Source organism: Ruegeria sp. CDSC079 (genome assembly GCF_059610505.1).
The window spans coordinates 442502-461055 of the sequence record NZ_JBXWNT010000003.1 but is presented as its reverse complement, the minus strand read 5'-3'; the positions used below and the strand labels follow the sequence as shown (position 1 = coordinate 461055).

Below are 18554 nucleotides of genomic sequence, written 5' to 3'. Positions count from 1 at the left end.
AAACTCACCCCTACCCCGTTCACAGGGCAAGACACCCTGTGCTAGGTTAAGCACGTATAATTGTTTATGAATTGGTGAGTTTCCGATGGCGCGAAAATGTCTGACAATCCTGATTACGTCGGCGGGTCGCCGTGTTGGCCTACTGCAATGCTTCAGGGCGGCTGCGGACCGTCTGGATATAGATCTGACCATCATCGCCTGCGACCTGAACCCAGATGAAAGCGCGGCTTGCGCGCTTGCCGATCACGCCGCCGCCGTGCCGCGATGTGACAGCCCCGACTATGCAACCTCGATCCTCGAGATTGTGCGTCAACACAGGGTCAGCCTGGTGATCCCCACAATCGACCCGGAACTGATGCCCCTGGCACAGGCCGCGCCCGCCTTTGCCAATCTGGGCGCGCGAGTCCATGTCTCGCCAGTGAACGTGATTGAGGTTGTCCGGGACAAGCGCCTGACAATCCAGAAACTGTCCGAAGCCGGGGTTCCAGTTCCGCGCACATTGGATCATCAGGAATTGCTAGAGCGGCCACAAGACATCAGTTGGCCCATCTTTGCAAAGCCAAGTGGCGGCAGTGCAAGCCGGGGGCTGGATGTATTCGAAACCCTCGCTGATGTCCCCTCTGAATTCCCCGAACCGATGATCTTTCAGGACAAGCTGAACGGACCGGAATACACAATCAACATGTTTGTAGATGCCTCGGGTCAGCTCTGCACGGTGATCCCGCATCTGCGCATTCAAATTCGCGCCGGTGAGGTTGAAAAGGGTGAAACCAGGCGACGCAATGATCTGCAAACCATCGCCGAAGGCATTGCACAGGCCCTGCCCGATCTGCGCGGTGTCGCCTGTTTTCAGATCATCGATGACCCAGAACATGGCCCCGCAGTGCTTGAGATCAATGCGCGTTTCGGGGGTGGCTACCCTCTGGCCGATCATGCGGGCGCACAGTTCGCACAGTGGCTTTTGGAAGAGGTCGCCGAATTACCGTCAACCGCTCATAACAACTGGCGCGATGGTGTGAAAATGATACGATATGACAGTGCGGTGTATCAGGGCTGATGCTGGTATTTGATCTGGACGACACCCTGTATCTGGAGCGAGATTTTGCCTTTAGCGGCTATAACTGGCTGAACGGTTGGGTCCACGAAAAAACCGGCGCTGAAGGGTTCGGACAACGGTGTCAGGCCGCGTACAATGCGGGGGAAAGACGACGCATATTCAATGTGGCTTGCGCGCAGACCGGCCTTGATGCGACCGATTCTTTCATACAGGACCTGATCACCAAATACCGATCACACCCGCCCCTCATTTCGCTGTGCGAAGACGCCGAGCGGTTTTTGACAAACGCAGATCAGCCGATGGGGTTGATCACCGACGGGCCCGAAAAGATGCAGCGCAACAAGATCGCCGCGCTGGATCTGGACCGCTTTATTGCGCATATCCGCCCGACCGGCGCCTGGCCGGATGGCTACGGGAAACCGCATCCCCGCGCCTATGAAGAGATGGAATTGGCCGCGCAAAACCCGCGCAGAATGGTCTATGTAGCGGACAATCCGGCCAAGGACTTTATCACCCCGAATGCCCGAGGCTGGCGGACGGTTCAAATCCTCCGACCCGGGGCTGTGCATGATCCGATTCCACCCAGTTCTAAGCATGCCGCATATGCCACGGTCACCAGCTTAGGCCAGCTTACAGAAGTTCTGTCAGACCTTTAGCCGTGCCGGCTTTGGCAGCAACTCCGATTTGCACATTGGCAATCAAAGAATCCCAGTCCGACAGGACGTGCTGCGGTTCCAGCCATTCCCTGTTATGGCGCGCATTCTGACGCATTTTATTCAGTAAGGCATCATCCTTTGACAGGCTGAAAATCGCCTTGGTCAGACCGGCAACATCCTCGGCCGGAACAAGCAATCCGTTTTCCCTGTCGCGGATCAATTCCCGTGGCCCATAGGCGCAATCGAACGATATGACCGGCAGACCTGTGACCGTGGCCTCGGCAACTACATTCGGGAACCCTTCAAAGCGAGACGGGAATACAAGAATATCCGCGTCTTGCATCCAGTCTCCGGGTTTTGGGCTGGCGCCGGGCAATGATACGACATCCGATAAATTCGCAGCAGAGATCTGCTGTTCCAACGCGTCGCGCTCTGGGCCCTCGCCAAAGATCGTCAACCGGATGTCTGGGTTGTCGCGCAGCACTTCGGGCATTGCCCGCAGCAGCATATCGAACCCCTTTTGACGATCCAAACGCCCGACAGCCACAAGCCGGGTCTGTCCGGACCCGATGTGGATCCCCCCCAGCGGAGCACATGGATTGGGGATTACACTGGCCTTTGGGATCAGGTCCGCAGGCAAATCCAAACGCGCACGTTCGGTCTGCATGACAATTCCGGATGCCCCCCGCGCAAGCCTGTTCACCGCTTTCAGCCACATGGGATTTCCGCTTTGAACCAGCGGATTGTTCCGCTCAGAGATCACGACAGGCACCCCGGTTCCACGCGCGGCCAACATGGTCAGCACATTCACCTTGGTTAGAAACGAGATGATCAGATCGGGACGCACAGCCCGGATGACCTTGCGAATATGCAAGTAGCGCCGTGCCTGCGTCAGTCGCCGCGAGATCTTTAGCGGCTGAATCATGTGTAAATGCGCGCACTCAGGATAGGCGAAGTAGGAACCAGAATCCTCTGTCGCCATCCCGGCAACGTGAACCTCATCCCCGGCCGAGATTCGATGCGCGGCGATCATTGCGGCGATCTTTTCCGCACCGCCCGCTCCGAACCCAGCTTGCACCAATAACAGTTTCATTTTTCACTCAGCGGCGCTTTTTACACGATCAGCTTGCTGTACCAGATCCAGAGTTTCCGGACGGTTCAACTCTTGTTCGACAATGGGTCGATTCAAGTCTTTGGACTGCAGGAAAATCCGCCCAATATATTCGCCCATTATTCCCAGGAACATCGCATTCAAGGTCATCGACAGCAGCAACAGGATGGTGGTCGTGGCAAAACCGCCCGGCCAGTTCTGGCCAAAGAACAGCTTGCCGATCACATATCCGATCATCAGCAAAAAAGTCCCTGTGCCAACCGTCAGACTGATCATCGAGGCAAGGCGCAAGGGCAGAAGCGAGTGGTTGATCAACCCGTCGACAGCAAGCGACAGCATGGCCCGAAACGGAAATTTCGACTCGCCAGCGGTGCGCGCATTGCGATCATATTCAAAGCCGATCTGGCGGAAACCCATCCCACTGATTAACCCGCGAACATAAGGAGAGCGATCATCGACCCGGCGCAGCTCGTCCAGAATACGCCGATCAGTCAGCCGAAACTCGCCCGCATTTCTCGGCAAATCATCATTGCTGATCATATCGATCAACGCATAAAAGCCGCGCCGCGCGGCAGCGACGATGGGTCCGTCCGGCAGGCTACGGCGAATGCCGTATACCACGTGATATCCCTGCCGCCAGGTATCCAGCATCTGCGGGATCAGTTCGGGCGGGTCCTGCATGTCGCAATCCAGTTGGATCGAACAGGCCCCGTTTGCGGATCGATAGGCCGTCAGAACTGATGACTGATATCCCATATTGCGGGCAAATCGGATAACCCGGACACGGGGATCAGCAGCAGCAATATCCGACAGGATTTCAAATGTACGATCCGTGGAATGGTTGTCAGTGAAAATGATCTCGGGCTCATAAGAGGGCAGATCGTCAAACACCTTGGTCACACGTTCATAGGCCGTGCGAACGTTATCTTCTTCGTTCAAAGCGGGGATCAGGATTGAAACCAAAGTCACGCGTTCATCTCCGCTTGTTGTGACTGTTTTGTCCATTGAACCGTCCTTTCAAGGCCTTCACGCAAAGCGATTTTTGCCGACCAGCCATAACGTTCCGCCATCTGTGAAGGATCCGAAACCAACAATACCGGGTCATCCTTCGGCGGCGCAGAAGAAACCAAATCCAGAGCTGCTCCGGTCAACACCTGCAACTCTCCTGCGACTGCGGCCATATCCGGAGCATCGCCAGTAACAACATTGATGACCGACCCCGCCTTGTCCGGCGCGTCAGCAATCAAAAGCAGCGCTTCGACTATGTCGTCAATATGTATCAGATCACGCCGATCATGTGGACGATGAAGGAAAACCGGGGCTTTCCGCAACAGGCGGCCAATGGCATGGGGTATGAAGAAATCTTCTGACTGTCCGGGACCATAGGTCAGCGCCAACCGAGCCGTAACAGCCTTGAACGGCAGCCGGGGCTGAGCCATTTCAATATATTGCGTTCCGGCCACCAGAGACGCGCCATAGGAATTTCGCGGGTTCTCTCGCGAAGTTTCGACATAGGGCAGCTCGATATCACCATATTCCGCAATGGATCCGGTGCGCACAAACGCATTGGGCGGCTGATCACAGATGGCCAAAGCCGACAGGATCGCAACCAGCGTCGAGAGATTTTGCAAAATACTGGCATTCAGATCTGCCAGGTCATCAGTCTCGGCAAATTTTGTCTGCGCGGCGGTGTGCAAAACTACCTGGGGTCGGAACGCATTCGCGACGCGTTTGATCGCGGCAACATCCGAATACCCATCGGTGAAAAAGCGGATTCCCGAAGCACCTTGCAAACGGCCCCGAGAGGAACCCGGCCGCGTAAGCACAGCGACCTCATCGCCCCGGGCCAAGCAGGCCCGAACCAGATGAGAGCCAATGAATCCGCTGGCTCCGGTGATCAATACGCGCGTCATTGTTTCCCCTTCAGGGAATAACTACTGGCATTGGCAAAGGCACGATGAACTTGCCGCCAGCGGCTTCGAAATCAGCCATCTGCTCGCGGATTTCGTCAAAGAAGTTCCAGGCCAAAACCAACAGGTAATCAGGTTTGCGTTCCATGACCGCTTCGGGGGCCAATACAGGAATAAGCTTGCCCGGCGAATACAGGCCCTGTTTCAACGTGTTCCGGTCAACCAGAAAATCCAGAGTTTCCGTGCCGATATCAAAGTAGTTCAACAGCGTATTACCCTTAGCGGGCGCACCGTAGCCAGCAATCGTTTTGCCAGATGCCTTAAGCTCGGCCAGCATGGAAACAAGGCTTTCCTGCATCGCGTGAACACGCTCGGCAAATGCTTCGTATGCCTCTTTGTTGGTCATGCCCGCGGCGTCTTCGTCGGCCAGCATATCAGCAACGATCGGCGCCGGGGTTTTGTCCAGCGCGGCGGGTTGCATGAACACGCGCATCGAACCGCCATGAACCGGCAGTTTTGTGACATCCACTACATCGAGCCCAACGGACTGGCCCAGCTTGACGACGGACAGAAGGCTGAGTTCAGAGACATGTTCGTGATAGACATTGTCGAACTCGTTGGTCTCGAGGATCATCTTGCCCCAAGGGACTTCGATGATGAAGACGCCGTCATCTGTCAACAGGTCCAGAACACCTTCGGTAAAGCCGTGCAGATCGTCGATATGGTTGAAGGTATTGGTCGTCGTGATGACGCTGGCCGGCCCTTCGGTTTCACGAATCTGCTGCGCGGTGGCGCGGTTGAAAAAGTCCACATGGACCCGAACGCCCCGTTCGCCGGCAATCTTGGCAAGGTTGGCCGCCGGGTCGATGCCCAATGTGCGCCCGCCCTGATCATTGGCATGGGACAGCATCAGACCGTCATTACAACCGATATCAATGATCAGCCCACCTTGCGCACGCTCTACCGCGACCGAGGCGAGTTCGGCGAAATGTGTATGCATTGTTGCCGCACCGGACGGGACATAAAGATAGTCCGTAAAGAAATCAGCAGGCACCTGATCTGCAACCTGGATCAAGCCACAATCCAGACAGGCCTGAGTATTCAGCGGGAAAGCCGGTTGCGGAACATCCTTTTGCTCGGGCCGTGCGAACATATTGGCGGGCGGGTGATCGCCCATCGGCAGCACAAGCATAAGGTTGGCAGACCGGCAGGTCCGGCAGGTCGTGCGAACAGACGTATTGATGCTTTGATCGTTCATCAGACCAGTGCTCCTTGGAATTTCAATGCAAATTCTTCAAATTTTGCATGCATATAATCGATTTGCGCTTGTATCAGACCATGGTGACAAGCCAGCAGGATACCCCCGCGCATAACCGCATCGGAATTGGGATAGCCCGCGGGATCTGCTCGGTATTCTACTTGCTTCATGGCAGGCTGACGCAGAATGTTTCCGGTAAAGACGGGCCGAGTTTGAATGTCCGAAGTCTCAAGGAATATCTGCATCTCGCGCCGTGTGAATGGGGCACCTTCGCGCAATGTCAGCGGGAAGGCCAGCCAACCGGTGCGCGAGTTCGGCAGTTGTTCAGGCAGGATGAACCAGTCTTCATAGCGGGCAAAAAAGGCGCGATGAGCAGCGAAGGCCTCTTCGCGCACGCGGATGTTGTTGTCCAGTTTGCTCAGCTGCACCAACCCGAATGCCGCGCTGATTTCCGAAGGTTCAACGTTATAGCCAAGATCCTCGAACAGAAATTTGGCATCATACTCGATCCCGTCCAGTTTGACGTTGAACCGGTTCTCGATGGCCTCGGATTCCACAAACAGCGAGGACGACCGCCCCCAGGACCTCAGCAAAAGCGCCTTGCGGCCAAGCTCTTCGTCATTCACGCACAACATGCCGCCATTCCCGGCGCCATTGATGACGTGGCTGCCGTAAAAGCTGGTGGTAGAGACGTCGGAATAGACGCCCGTGCTTGTACCGTCGATGGTTGCGCCCAGCGTGTCAGCGCTGTCTTCAATTACCTTCAGACCATGCGCATCGGCCAGCTCGCGGATACGGCGCCAATCTGGCAGGTTTCCGATCAGTGACGGGATCATGACGGCAGATGTATTTGGCGTGATCATGCGTTCGATCGCGTCTACGTCGATATTATAGGTCCCGACCGCGGCATCCACAAATGTCGGGATCAGGCCCTGACGGACAAGCGGAGCAACCGTCGTGGCAAAAGTCAGGGCCGGAGTGATAACTTCGCTGCCCTTTGGCAAGTCCAGAATCTCGACCGCGAGGTAGTTCGCCGATGACCCCGAGTTCACCATGATGCCGTGGCGTTTGGAAAACAAAGCAGCCACTTTTTCCTGCATCTCGCGCACTTTGGGGCCCATCTGGGTGGACGTTTTCAGAACTTCGACAACCGCGTCGATCTCTTCCTGGCCATGCACGGTTTGACCGTAATTCACTCGCATTATTCTTTTCTCCTCAATAACCCGCTATTGCGCGGCGACCGGAGCCCGGTCGAAATCCCGTGAAGACATCAGGTCACTGTAGAACCCGATCTGATTGTTTGTGATCCCACCCATCTCCGAACCGGTGGCATGGGCCTTGTACCAGTCTACTGTCAGGCGAACGGCTTCGGGCAATGTCAGTTGCGGACGCCAACCCAATCCCGTTTGCGCCTTAGTGCTGTCCAGTCGAAGAATACCTGCCTCATGCGGCGCGGCAGATGTCTGTTCAGCAGACGCCATCGAAAACTGTGGCGCTCCGTCGCCCCAGGCATCCTGCATCAGGGTTGCCAACTGCCGGACATCCACCGTCCCCGACACATCAGGGCCAAAATTCCAGGCGCCAGCAAAGCTTTGCCCATCCCGATACATTCGCGCGGCCAAGGCCAGATAGCCCGACAGCGGTTCAAGAACATGCTGCCAGGGGCGCACGCTGAGCGGGCTGCGGATAACCACCGGTTCGCCCGCCTCGGATGCGCGGATCACGTCGGGGATAAGCCGATCTTCGCCCCAGTCGCCCCCTCCGAACACATTCCCGGCCCGGACTGTTGCAAGTTGCGGCCCATCCGCTGATGAAAAGAAGGAATGACCATAAGATTGCGCCACAAGCTCGGTACAGCCTTTCGAGGCGCTATACGGGTCCCTGCCGCCCATCGGATCGTTTTCGCGATAACCCCAGGTCCATTCCTTGTTGTCGTAACATTTGTCACTGGTGACAACGACCACCGCCTTCAGTGAGCGCATCCCCAAAGCGGCATCCAGAACATGGGCCGTTCCAGATACATTGGTCGCAAAGGTTTCGGCAGGATCCCTGTAAGACCGGCGCACCAAGGGTTGGGCGGCCATGTGGAACACGATTTCAGCATCCACGCCTGACAGTGTATCCAGCACCGCCTGACGATTGCGGATATCCGCAATCCGACTGTCGGTCAGCCCGTCAACAGAACAGGCATCAAAGAATGAATGCCCCTGTTCGGGAGGCAGTGACAAGCCTGTCACCTCTGCCCCCAGACGCCTCAGCCATGCACAAATCCACCCGCCCTTGAATCCGGTATGCCCGGTCACAAGAACACGGCGGCCGGCAAAAACGCCATCAAACTGAGAATTGACCTGCCCGCTCACGGTTCACCTCATATCGCCAGAGCTGGGTAGCTCTTGCCCGAACCTTCGTTGAAATTAAGCCAGGGCGGCGTTTCACCTTCGCACAGACCGTCCAGCGTATTCCTGTCGCGCAGAGTGTCCATCGGATGCCAGAACCCATCGTGGCGATAGGCCATCAACTCTCCGTCGCGGGCCATCTGGGTCAGCGGGGTCTGTTCCAGCGGCTCATTGTCATCAACCATATAGTCCAAGACGCCCGGCTCGAAGACGAAGAAGCCGCCATTGATCCAGGTTTCGCGATTGCGGACTTTTTCTGTGAAGGCGTCAACCCTGTCGCCCTTGAGCTCGATGTTACCAAACCGCGCCGGGGGCTGAACCGCAGTTACGGTCGCCAGCTTGCCGTGTGATTTGTGGAAATCAATCAGTGCATTGATGTCGATATTTCCCACGCCGTCCGAATAGGTGCACATGAACGGCTCATCAGGAGTCAGCCAATCCTTGAGCCGACGGATACGACCACTGGTCATGGTATGCGCACCGGTGTCGACCACTGACACATTCCACCCGCCCGGAGCAGAAGGGACTAGTTGCAATTCCCCAGTATCCAGCGATACCGAAATATTGTTGGCGATCAGGTGATAATTGGCAAAGAATTGCTTCAGCAGCAATGCTTTGTACCCGGCAGCCACAACAAAATCACGATGCCCGAAATGGCTGTAGATATCCATCACGCGTGCGATGATCGGACGCCCGCCCACTTCAACCATGGGCTTGGGAATGGAAACCGTTTCTTCGGCCAGACGCGAGCCTAGTCCACCAGCCAGAAGTACCGTTTTCATTGTCTATCCTTCCTTTATTCGATCAATAGAATTGATGGTCATGTGAATGGGCCCGCCCAGGAAAAATATAGGCAGGTTGAGTCGCGCAGGCACTGGTCATTGTTCAGCCCCTGCAGCTTTCAAGTATACCACACCTTGGCCGTAGCGGTTGTTCAGACCTGATAATTCGACTGGGCGGTAGTTGTTTGCCCGCGCATAGCTCAACAATGGGGCTTCCAGAACGGAATCGTATCCAAGCAGGAAAGCCGAAGGCGGGTTATCTGCAAACAGAGCCGGTAAGTCTTCGGCGCCTGCCATCACGTATTTGCCGGCAAGTTCCGGATCCGTGAAGGGTGCAATTCGGTAAGCGAATGGCCCGGTTGCAAATTCTGGATAAACGCTCAGGCCCGCCTCAAGCGGATAGATCGGCAGCAAAGTCGCGACCGGACCATCAGGCAGTGCACTGCCTGCCACCGCATCCCGCAGGACAGCGCCGGAACCGGCAAAACGGGCCGAGGTGAACTTCGAAGGCTCTGTCAGCGAGACCAGGCCCATCCCGATACGCGGGAGTCCCAGGATGACCATCAAGACAATACCTGCCGCAAGCACAGGCACTGCCTCGTGCCGCCGTGGCGGGTCAAGCCGACGGAACAGAACCGCGAGCAGCAGAGGCAGACAGACCAGAGGCTGGATATAATATTGCGGAAAACCGGGCGTTGGAACAAAAGCCATTGAGGCAGTCAGGATAATGATCGCCAGAACAACACCACCATGCCGCAGTTGCGAGGGCTGCATTTCGTCGACACGCGCACCACCACGCAGGATAATCCAAAGCACGGACAGAATGGCCATAACCATCACCAGGCCCACTCCGGCCACCCATGCCGAATGGGCCAGCATCAACTTGCCCGACAATCCCAGGGCCAGCCCCGGTTCTGTTGCGGCGTTGGCCTCCCAATAGGCGACATGTGGTCCGGTGTGAAACCCCAAGACATGCGCCAGAAAGACGCCCGGATCAGCGAGCAGGAAGGCAAACAGGGGCAAGGCCCCGATCAACCCTCCGATCAGCAGCGGCAGAACCACGGCTTTCAGTCGTCGTGCCATCGAAACATCCGCTGGCAACAAGAATGCGGCAAGAGCAATCGGCGGAATAAACAGTACCGCACTGACCTTCATCCCCGCCGCAATAGACAATGCGACGCCCGATAGGACCAGCGTCAAAAATCGCGGCGCGGGCTTTGACGTCTCGATCAAAAACAGGCCAAGCCCGATGACCGCAAATGGCAGTGGCAACAGATTGTTGGTTGCGGCCATACCGGCGCCGGTCAGAAACAGCTCGCATGTCACGATGCCGATAACTGAAAAGACGGCGAGAACCGGCGATCCCGACAAGCGCAGCGTTACCCAACCAGTTGCAGCGATCAATCCAAGCCAGGCCAGAAACAGGCCGATCCGAGCGGACCCCAACAGGCCGAACTCATCGAACAGAATGCCGGACCCAAGGTAATACCACGCCGAATAAGGGACGTGATTGTAGAAGAAGTCCGAATAAAGCTCCCACTCTCCGAGTAAACGCGCCGGAGGGACGAACATCAGCTCATCCCGGCGCAGATCATAGGTCATCAGGCGGCCGAACAAACCGGCAATCAGCAACACAAGCCCCAGACCAGCGGTCACGATCCCAAGCATAGCACCCATGCGCGTACTTGACGGGGTGGTGCCCTTAAAGCTTGATATTCTCGCATCGCTCATCTCAGCCCCTCCGATCCAACGCCTGACCCCGGCCAAGCGCACGCGAAATCATGAGGTAAGACAATATGACAACCGGCCCCAATGCGACCGCCTGTGCCAGATAGGGATCAAGCCCAACCTGCATCAAACCGCGCAAAAGCAGCGCATTCACAAAATACAGCACGACATAAGACATCGCATATAGCGGGAAACGGCGGTATCCCTGCACGCCAAAGACAAACCGGGCGTGGATACAAAAATTCCAGATCACACCCAAAATAAATTGAAGCAGAAGCGCAAGCTGTGGATGCATGCCCGCAAAAATCAAAAGGGCAAACACGCTATAGCCAAACGCCGTGTTGATCAGGCCGGCCCAGATAAACCGTACCACCTGCGCACGTTCCTCTGACGGCGCAAAAGCCGAGCGTATATTAAGCCTCGCCATCAAATGTTGGCCCTTTCGGCGGAAATATTAAACACAGAAACCAAATTCGGCAAAATAACCGACACCAGAAAAAACAATGCTAAATCAGCTGCCAGCGGGCAGCAGTTCCGGGTTTTCTCCTTCAGACTGACTGACCGCATTTGCTGCGTTTGTGCCAGCGCTTTTGAAAATGGGCTTAGACGAGAATTCCGAAATCGGAACCGGACGCAGGCCATTTGCACCATACCCTGGCACGAGCTCTTTCAGCAGGCGCTTGGCTGCCAGTTCGTCACCTTCTGCCGCAGCCTGTTCCAGTTTCCGGATCATGGCGCGCAGGCGGGCGACGGGAATGCCCTCGGGCCGCGCGGATCCGACGCCCGGAATGCCACATTCGTGGCGCTTCTCAGACGCATCAAACAATTCCTCGAACAGCTTTTCGCCTGGACGAATTCCAATGAATTCGATGTCGATATCCTCATAAGGCTTTAGCCCGGCAAGGCGGATCATCCGTTCGGCCAAATCCACGATCTTGACCGGCCGACCCATATCCAGAACGAAAATCTCTCCGTGGCTGCTTTCCATTTTCAACCCGCTTGCGGCCGCAACCAGAGTCAGTTGCACGGCCTCACGGATGGTCATGAAGTACCGTTCCATCCGGGGATCAGTCACGGTCAGCGGACCACCGTTCGAGATTTGACGTTGAAACAGCGGGATCAGCGAGCCCGACGACCCCAGAACATTGCCAAACCGCACCGAGAAGAACCGGGTTTCTTCCTCGGTTCCGTTGGTTACACGGTCCTGCGCCTGAACGTAGAACTCAGCAACGCGCTTGGTTGCACCCATCACATTGGTGGTGTTTACAGCCTTGTCCGTGGAAACCTGTACCATCGCGATGGCACCATAGTTCCGGGCCGCATCCGCGACGTTACGGGTTCCGATCACATTGGTCAAAACGCCCTCGCAGGGGTTCATCTCAACCATCGGAACATGCTTCAGGGCGGCGGCATTGAACACCAGCTCGGGGCGATGACGTTCAAAGATGTCATTCACACGCGACGCATTGCGAATGCTTGCGATATACATCCGCCGGGGAACATCTGGAAAGTTCTGCGACAAATCCATGTCGATGGAATAGGCGTTGAACTCGCAATGGTCGATCATCACCAGTTCCGCCGGATCGAAAGAGGCTATCTGACGTGCCAGTTCGCTACCGATCGAACCACCGGCACCGGTCACCAATACGCGGCGCCCACGGAACATCTCGCGCAACATCGAGCGTTCGACAGCTTTTTGTGGCCGCTCGAGAATTTCTTCCGGGTTGATAATACAACCGTTGGCCGCATCCTGGCCTTCTTCCCCAAGACCCGGCACGCGTGAGACAGCGATACCGTTGGATTCACACCAGCTGGTCAGCTTGCGGATGCCGTCACTTTCAAAATGCGTGATCGGTTCGGTCAGGAACAAGCGTCTGGGCAAATGATCCCAGGCTTTAAGCCGCTCGACCACGCGATCGGCATCCAGAAGAGATCCGATAATCTGAACATCGTGGAAATACAGCCCCATGGTATTGCGCGCATCGTCAATAATGCCCACCGGCTGATACTTGGAATGCGTATTCCGCAAAGACCTGACAAACAGATCACAACTTGCACCCGTGCCAACCAAAAGCACCGGAACCTTGTCCTGATGTTCGGCCATCAACCGCGCATTCTGGCGATTCAGCTCACGGCTACGGGCAACTACACGCAGGGCACTGAGCAGAAGGATCATCAAGCCAAGCTGAATAATGAAGGCAGCGAAGGGTACAGCCTTGGTCACTTCGAAAACTGCACTGGCAGCCATGAGGCACAGGACCAACATTGTCGATCCCCGCAGGATCAGACGAATGTCTCGCAGTGATGTCGAGCGTGTGTGGCGCCGGTACATGCCCGCAAGCGGGAAAACCGCCAGTCCAATCAGGCTGGACAAGAGCATCAGCGGGAACATGGCGGGCGCCATCTGTTGCGCTACCGTTCCACCATTCGCAAGATTGATTGCCACTACGGCTGAGAAAGACGAAGCAACAATGTCTCCAAAGACTAATCGATGATTGGCACGCAACTCACTAACAATCTGCGTTTGCCAGCAATGAAAACCCGAAACCATTTACCTCACCCCTTTATCTCATCACCGGCTCAATTCCGGTCGAGAATTACTCGTACATCGTTACCCAACAGGGTCCTGCAGCATCAAAACATTGCCACAGCTCCCAACTGATCACTCACAGACCGCTTGCAGCTGTCCTATATAAACCAAAGGCTCGCGATCAGATGATCAACCGAAAGCCTTATACCCGTATCTTTGTTTTGCCCCCTTCACTTGAGCTTGTCTCAATCGCCCAAGTTGAACACACTCACTTCACTCGTTAATAATAATAATTCGCGCAAGTAACAAAATTGTTCCTCTGGTTCGCCGGTTAGCGCAATTTCTTCAATCTCCTTCAACGCTAACATACGTTTCCGCGCCCTCAAAAGTAATTTCTTCACACTTCATTAACGAATTGCAGCGTTTCCTGAAGTACTCTTTGACTGATATTTTGCTGAGGGTTGCAGAATTTCCTCCCTGTTTCGGCTGACTTGAGCGCCGATTGACCTAGCGTAAACAAGAGAAATGCTAATCTCACGGGGAAAATTACAGTCATTTTCTCAATCCGATGAAATCTTCGGGGGCCGCTGTCCGGGTCTCAATATTGCCCAATCGATCCACAATAAGCCCCTATCGGGGCATTGTGAACCAAGACGCAACAAAGATGACAACTCCTTTCGGCCAATCCTCTAATGAGTCGCAGGCCGGTTTTCCTGACAAAGGCTTTGTGAACTTGGCGCATGCTTGGAAAAATTTCCGCATAGTCAGGGTGCCGGTCAGCTCTGCCGCTTGAATCGAGAATCGATTTGGGATCAACTCAGCCCAGACTTCGTATCAGTGCGCCGGAACTTGGATCCGGCCAACAGGATGATCCGGAGAGATGTTGGTTCTTGGTTTGATATTCGTAGTTTTCAGCTACAGTTCTTGGGTTTGAATATGAACAGATTTCTCGAAATACTGTGTTGCCTGATCGCGGGCACGATCGCGCTGCCCTTTTTTCTGGCGGGTTGTGTGATTGTGCTGTTTTCGGTCGGGCAACCTTTGTTTTTTGGCCAACGGCGGGCAGGCTGCAACGGGCGCGTCTTTCGCATCTGGAAGCTGAGAACAATGTCCGACACACGCGATCAAAACGGGGCTTTGCTGCCAGATTCGGAACGTCAGACAAAAACCACCAAGCTTCTGCGCCGCGTAAGGCTGGATGAGATGCCCCAGCTTGTGATCATCTTGCGCGGAGATATGGCCCTTGTTGGCCCCCGTCCCCTGCTTCCCGAAACCATCGAAGAGTTTGGAGACAATGGGCGGGTGCGCTGCACGGTTCGGCCCGGTCTGACAGGGTGGGCTCAGGTCAGCGGCAATACCGCGCTTTCAAATGACGAGAAGCTAAAGCTGGATCTATGGTATGTCGCGCACCGGTCACTGTCGCTTGATCTGAAGATATTGTTCGAAACCATTATGGTAGCCTTGGCCGGAGAGCATAAACGCCCTGACCGAATTCAGGCCGCAGACAACTGGCTGGACAGCCGAAAGGAGACACCTGCATGAAGACGGTATTTGTGGGGGCGGTCGAAGGATCGCATGTCGCCTTATCCGCCATATGTGCCCGAGGGTTTGTACCGGATTTGGTGGTGACACTACCGCCGGACTTGTCTCACCGGCACTCTGATTTTGCAGATCTCAAACCCACTGCAGATCGGTATGATATTCCTGTCCACTATACGGCCAAAAGTGACTCGGCCGGAACAATCAAAACCATTCAAGCCGTAAAACCTGATCTGATACTGGTCATCGGGTGGTCTCAGATATGCGGGCCGGAATTTCGAGCCCAGGCAAAGATCGGATGCGTCGGGTTTCACCCATCCGCACTGCCCCGTCTGCGCGGACGCGGTGTGATCCCCTGGACTGTCATATTGGGCGAAACCGATGTAGGCGCGTCATTGTTCTGGCTTGGCGAAGGGGCCGATGACGGCCCGATTGCGGCGCAAGCTCGATATGCGGTCGATCCCGACACGGTAACAGCGCGCGAGCTGTATGACCGGGCGCTTCAGGCCCTGACGCAGCTGCTGCCTCAGCTTTTGACACAAATCTCCGAAGGCGATATCCCGGCGGCTCCGCAACCGGAAACCGGGATCAGCCTTTGTGCGCGGCGGCGGCCCGAGGACGGCCTGATCGACTGGACCAGACCGGCGGCAGAGATTAACCGGTTGATACGCGCAGCCGGACCGCCCTATCCCGGCGCTTTCACCTACACTGCCTCCGGTGAGAAGTTGGTCCTGCTGGGTGTACAGAACACCGCCCTGCAGGGCTACTATATCGGCCTGCCTGGTCAGATACAGGCCATCGAAGGAAACCGGTTTACGGTCGCCTGTGGGGATGGGAAATGTCTAGACATCACAAGCTGGACCGGCGCCGATGCGCCGCCCGAACTGCACTCAAAGCTCAGGAATTCCGAATGACAACGCTGACACCTTTTGACGGACAGGACGGACCGGTACTTGTGGTTGCTCCGCACCCGGATGATGAAGTCCTTGGGGCTGGCGGCACCATCGCACGACTGGCAGATGCAGGTCGCGCAGTCCATATTGCGATTGTCACAACGGGTCGGTCGCCCCGGTTCAGCACGGAACAGATCGCCAATGTACAGGCCGAAGCCAGGGCCGCACATGAGCATCTTGGTGTGACGCATACGCATTGGTTGGATTTCCCTGCCGCTGAACTGGCTGAGCACCCCCATGGTGACCTGAACGCAGGTCTGGGAACACTGATCCGCGATCTCGACCCAAGTGTCATCCTGGCGCCGCATCCCGGCGACATCCATCTGGACCACCAGTTGAGTTTCCTTTCGACTTTGGTGGCAAGCCGACCTTATCAGAACAAATACCCGACGACGATCGCGGCCTATGAGACGCTGTCCGAGACAAATTGGAACGCGCCATATCTGACGCCGCCATTCGTGCCGAACATGTTTGTGGACATTTCGGATACATTGGAGCGTAAACTGGAAGCCTTCCAGTTATTTGCAAGCCAGGTCAAACAGCCCCCGCACGAGCGTTCGGTTCAGAGCTTGAAAGCGTTGGCAACTTTGCGTGGCGCGACGGTTCACCGGGCCGCGGCTGAGGGCTTTGTCTTGGTCAGGTCGGTTATCTGACTGACCTGATCGCAAAATCGCCAAGCTGTGATCAGCGCATCCACGCTTCGGACCATAGTTGGAACATAAAGACCGTCCACAGCTGAGCACCCCAGTTGCGTTTGCCTGATTGGTGCTCGGCCCAGCATTTTTCCAACGCTGCCTTGTCCACAAAACCCTCAAGCCCGTTCCCATCCAGAAGAATGCTGGAAACACGGGACTTTAGGGGCCCGCGCAGCCAAGCGTTGAGTGGGATACCGAACCCGCGCTTTGGCCGGTCGTACAGCGATTGCGGAACCCGCTTTTTCAAAAGCTCCCGCAACGCCACCTTGCCAACCTTCCCGTCGCACCGAAGCGAAGCCGAGGAACGCCAAGCGGCCGTTACAACGCGATAGTCCAACAATGGGGCGCGCATCTCAAGCCCGACCGACATCGACGTGCGGTCGGCTTTCACCAGAATATCATCCGGCAAATAATAGAGTGAATCCAACAACATCATGCTGTCCAACCGGCTCAACCCAGCGGGCAAATCATGCGTTCCGATCTCATTCCCCAGCGCGATGTCAGCCTTTCCAAACATACCGGACGACCAGATCGAAAACTGAGCCTGATACCGGCACTGGAACTCTCGCCCCTGCAGAACCGGTGCAAGCTTGGCCAGTCGGTCGGCGCTCAGATCGTCGCGCATGCTGCGCGGGGCGAATGGCCTTAGCACAGGCACCAGAGCGGCAAGAACTGATTGCGGCGCCTGCGACAGGGCTTGAATTGCCAGGTCGGGCATTTTGCCCTTCAGGCGTTCAAAGGCCTGCATCCGCACATAGCGGGCATAGCCACCAAACGACTCGTCACCGCCGTCGCCGGACATGACGACTTTAAGCTGCTGGCGCGCCAGTTGCGAAACCAGCAGGGTCGGTAGTTGTGACGGGTCGGCGAAGGGTTCGTCAAACACTTGCGGCAAACCTTCGATGGCTTGAAACGCCATTTCCGGCGTCGCCGTCACCTCGTGATAATCCGTCCCAAGATACTCGGCGATGGCCTTTGCATGGTCGGCTTCGTTGGTGTCTTCGTCATCGAAACGCACAGTAAAGCTGGGCACTTTTCTGTTCGACTGCTCTTGCATCATCGCGGTGATCAGCGACGAGTCGATGCCACCCGACAGGAAGGTCCCAACCGGCACATCCGCAACCATCCGCTCGCCCACCGCGCGCAGCAGTTCGGATTCGATTTCAGCTATTGCTGTTTCATCGTCGGGATATGGGTTTGCGCGCGCCTCGGTGACCACCGCCTCGATATCCCAAAACCGCTCGATCCCTTGCAGAAGCGCATCCAGCGAGGCCGGTGGGGTGTCAAGTTTGATCTCGACCATAGAGCCCGCAGGTAGTTTCAGGACATTTGGGTAAATCGTGCGCGGGGCAGGAATATATCCCAACCGAAGAAACGATCCTAAGGCTGCGCGGTCCACCTCTGCCGGTCCAAATTCCGGATGCGCGCGCAGTGACTTCAATTCGGACCCAAACAGAACGGTTTTCCCGGCCAGGCCCAGATAGAGAGGTTTTTTGCCAATCCGGTCGCGCGCCAGTGTCACGATTTGGGTTTTCCGGTCAAACACGGCAATGGCAAACATCCCGTGGACGCGGTCCAGTGTCTTGCGGATACCCCAAAGCTGCATCGCCGCCAGCAAAACTTCGGTATCGGACGTGCCCCTGAAGCTTATGCCCAGATCCTGCAATTCCTGACGCAATTCCAGATAGCCATAGATCTCACCATTGAACACAATGGTGAACCGGCCATCGGCGGAATCCATCGGCTGTACCCCGGTTTCCGAAAGATCAATAATGGCCAGACGCAGATGCCCCAGGGCCACGCCCTGATCTGGGTCCACAAACAACCCGGTTCCATCCGGGCCACGGTGTTCAATCGATTGACACATCTTGCCAAGGACGGATGAGGCCTGAGACCGATCAACGGTGCCAAAGTTGATAAATCCGGTGATGCCACACAT

At 56.0% G+C, this 18554-nt stretch carries 16 protein-coding genes; 5 read left to right on the top strand and 11 right to left on the bottom strand.

Annotation, left to right across the window (positions count from 1 at the left end; all coding sequences use genetic code 11):
* The first annotated feature begins 85 nt into the window (after positions 1 to 85).
* Both AC2FIC_RS07975 and AC2FIC_RS07970 read left to right on the top strand, forming a co-directional pair.
* The gene (locus AC2FIC_RS07975; protein ID WP_496691624.1) at positions 86 to 1057 is read left to right on the top strand and encodes an ATP-grasp domain-containing protein; all 972 of its coding nucleotides are present in this window, start codon (positions 86 to 88) and stop codon (positions 1055 to 1057) included.
* A complete protein-coding gene (locus AC2FIC_RS07970; RefSeq protein ID WP_496691625.1) occupies positions 1057 to 1713 on the top strand; it encodes an HAD family hydrolase in 657 nt (218 codons plus the stop codon). Before AC2FIC_RS07975 ends, AC2FIC_RS07970 begins: the two co-directional genes overlap by 1 nt.
* Here the strand turns inward: AC2FIC_RS07970 and AC2FIC_RS07965 are convergent.
* From AC2FIC_RS07965 to AC2FIC_RS07920, 10 genes are all read right to left on the bottom strand, one after another.
* Positions 1688 to 2806 carry a glycosyltransferase family 4 protein gene (locus AC2FIC_RS07965; protein ID WP_496691626.1) on the bottom strand — a complete coding sequence of 373 codons (1119 nt, stop codon included), beginning with the start codon at positions 2804 to 2806 and terminating at the stop codon, positions 1688 to 1690. The genes AC2FIC_RS07970 and AC2FIC_RS07965 overlap by 26 nt on opposite strands.
* Positions 2807 to 2809: 3 nt before the next feature.
* Positions 2810 to 3829, bottom strand: a complete 1020-nt coding sequence (locus AC2FIC_RS07960) for a glycosyltransferase family 2 protein (RefSeq protein WP_185956666.1) — start codon at positions 3827 to 3829, stop codon at positions 2810 to 2812.
* Entirely contained in the window at positions 3790 to 4737 is a 948-nt protein-coding gene (locus AC2FIC_RS07955) for an NAD-dependent epimerase/dehydratase family protein (RefSeq protein WP_496691627.1), read from the bottom strand. The genes AC2FIC_RS07960 and AC2FIC_RS07955 overlap by 40 nt, the downstream gene beginning before the upstream one ends.
* 10 nt (positions 4738 to 4747) lie before the next feature.
* On the bottom strand, positions 4748 to 5992 hold the full coding sequence (locus AC2FIC_RS07950; RefSeq protein WP_496691628.1) for a class I SAM-dependent methyltransferase: 1245 nt from the start codon (positions 5990 to 5992) through the stop codon (positions 4748 to 4750).
* Complete coding sequence (locus AC2FIC_RS07945) at positions 5992 to 7194, bottom strand: DegT/DnrJ/EryC1/StrS family aminotransferase (protein ID WP_142636227.1); 1203 nt, start codon at positions 7192 to 7194, stop codon at positions 5992 to 5994. Before AC2FIC_RS07945 ends, AC2FIC_RS07950 begins: the two co-directional genes overlap by 1 nt.
* 24 nt (positions 7195 to 7218) lie before the next feature.
* Entirely contained in the window at positions 7219 to 8352 is a 1134-nt protein-coding gene (gene rfbG / locus AC2FIC_RS07940) for a CDP-glucose 4,6-dehydratase (RefSeq protein ID WP_496691636.1), read from the bottom strand.
* 8 nt (positions 8353 to 8360) lie between these two features.
* A complete protein-coding gene (gene rfbF / locus AC2FIC_RS07935) occupies positions 8361 to 9170 on the bottom strand; it encodes a glucose-1-phosphate cytidylyltransferase (RefSeq protein WP_142636222.1) in 810 nt (269 codons plus the stop codon).
* A 96-nt stretch (positions 9171 to 9266) separates the two neighbouring features.
* A complete protein-coding gene (locus tag AC2FIC_RS07930) occupies positions 9267 to 10901 on the bottom strand; it encodes a glycosyltransferase family protein (RefSeq protein ID WP_496691637.1) in 1635 nt (544 codons plus the stop codon).
* Position 10902: 1 nt separating this feature from the next.
* The gene (locus tag AC2FIC_RS07925) at positions 10903 to 11325 is read right to left on the bottom strand and encodes a GtrA family protein (RefSeq protein ID WP_496691638.1); all 423 of its coding nucleotides are present in this window, start codon (positions 11323 to 11325) and stop codon (positions 10903 to 10905) included.
* An 84-nt stretch (positions 11326 to 11409) separates the two neighbouring features.
* Positions 11410 to 13344, bottom strand: a complete 1935-nt coding sequence (locus AC2FIC_RS07920) for a polysaccharide biosynthesis protein (protein WP_185956665.1) — start codon at positions 13342 to 13344, stop codon at positions 11410 to 11412.
* A 1020-nt stretch (positions 13345 to 14364) separates the two neighbouring features.
* On the opposite strand from AC2FIC_RS07920, the gene AC2FIC_RS07915 reads away from it, so the two are divergent.
* The 3 genes from AC2FIC_RS07915 to AC2FIC_RS07905 are packed head-to-tail and all read left to right on the top strand — an operon-like array spanning position 14365 to position 16573.
* Positions 14365 to 14970, top strand: coding sequence for a sugar transferase (locus tag AC2FIC_RS07915; RefSeq protein WP_496691639.1), 606 nt, complete (start codon positions 14365 to 14367; stop codon positions 14968 to 14970).
* On the top strand, positions 14967 to 15881 hold the full coding sequence (locus tag AC2FIC_RS07910) for a methionyl-tRNA formyltransferase (RefSeq protein ID WP_496691640.1): 915 nt from the start codon (positions 14967 to 14969) through the stop codon (positions 15879 to 15881). The genes AC2FIC_RS07915 and AC2FIC_RS07910 overlap by 4 nt, the downstream gene beginning before the upstream one ends.
* On the top strand, positions 15878 to 16573 hold the full coding sequence (locus tag AC2FIC_RS07905; protein ID WP_496691641.1) for a PIG-L deacetylase family protein: 696 nt from the start codon (positions 15878 to 15880) through the stop codon (positions 16571 to 16573). Before AC2FIC_RS07910 ends, AC2FIC_RS07905 begins: the two co-directional genes overlap by 4 nt.
* Positions 16574 to 16604: 31 nt before the next feature.
* Here the strand turns inward: AC2FIC_RS07905 and asnB are convergent, their stop codons facing one another.
* Complete coding sequence (gene asnB / locus AC2FIC_RS07900) at positions 16605 to 18554, bottom strand: asparagine synthase (glutamine-hydrolyzing) (RefSeq protein WP_496691642.1); 1950 nt, start codon at positions 18552 to 18554, stop codon at positions 16605 to 16607.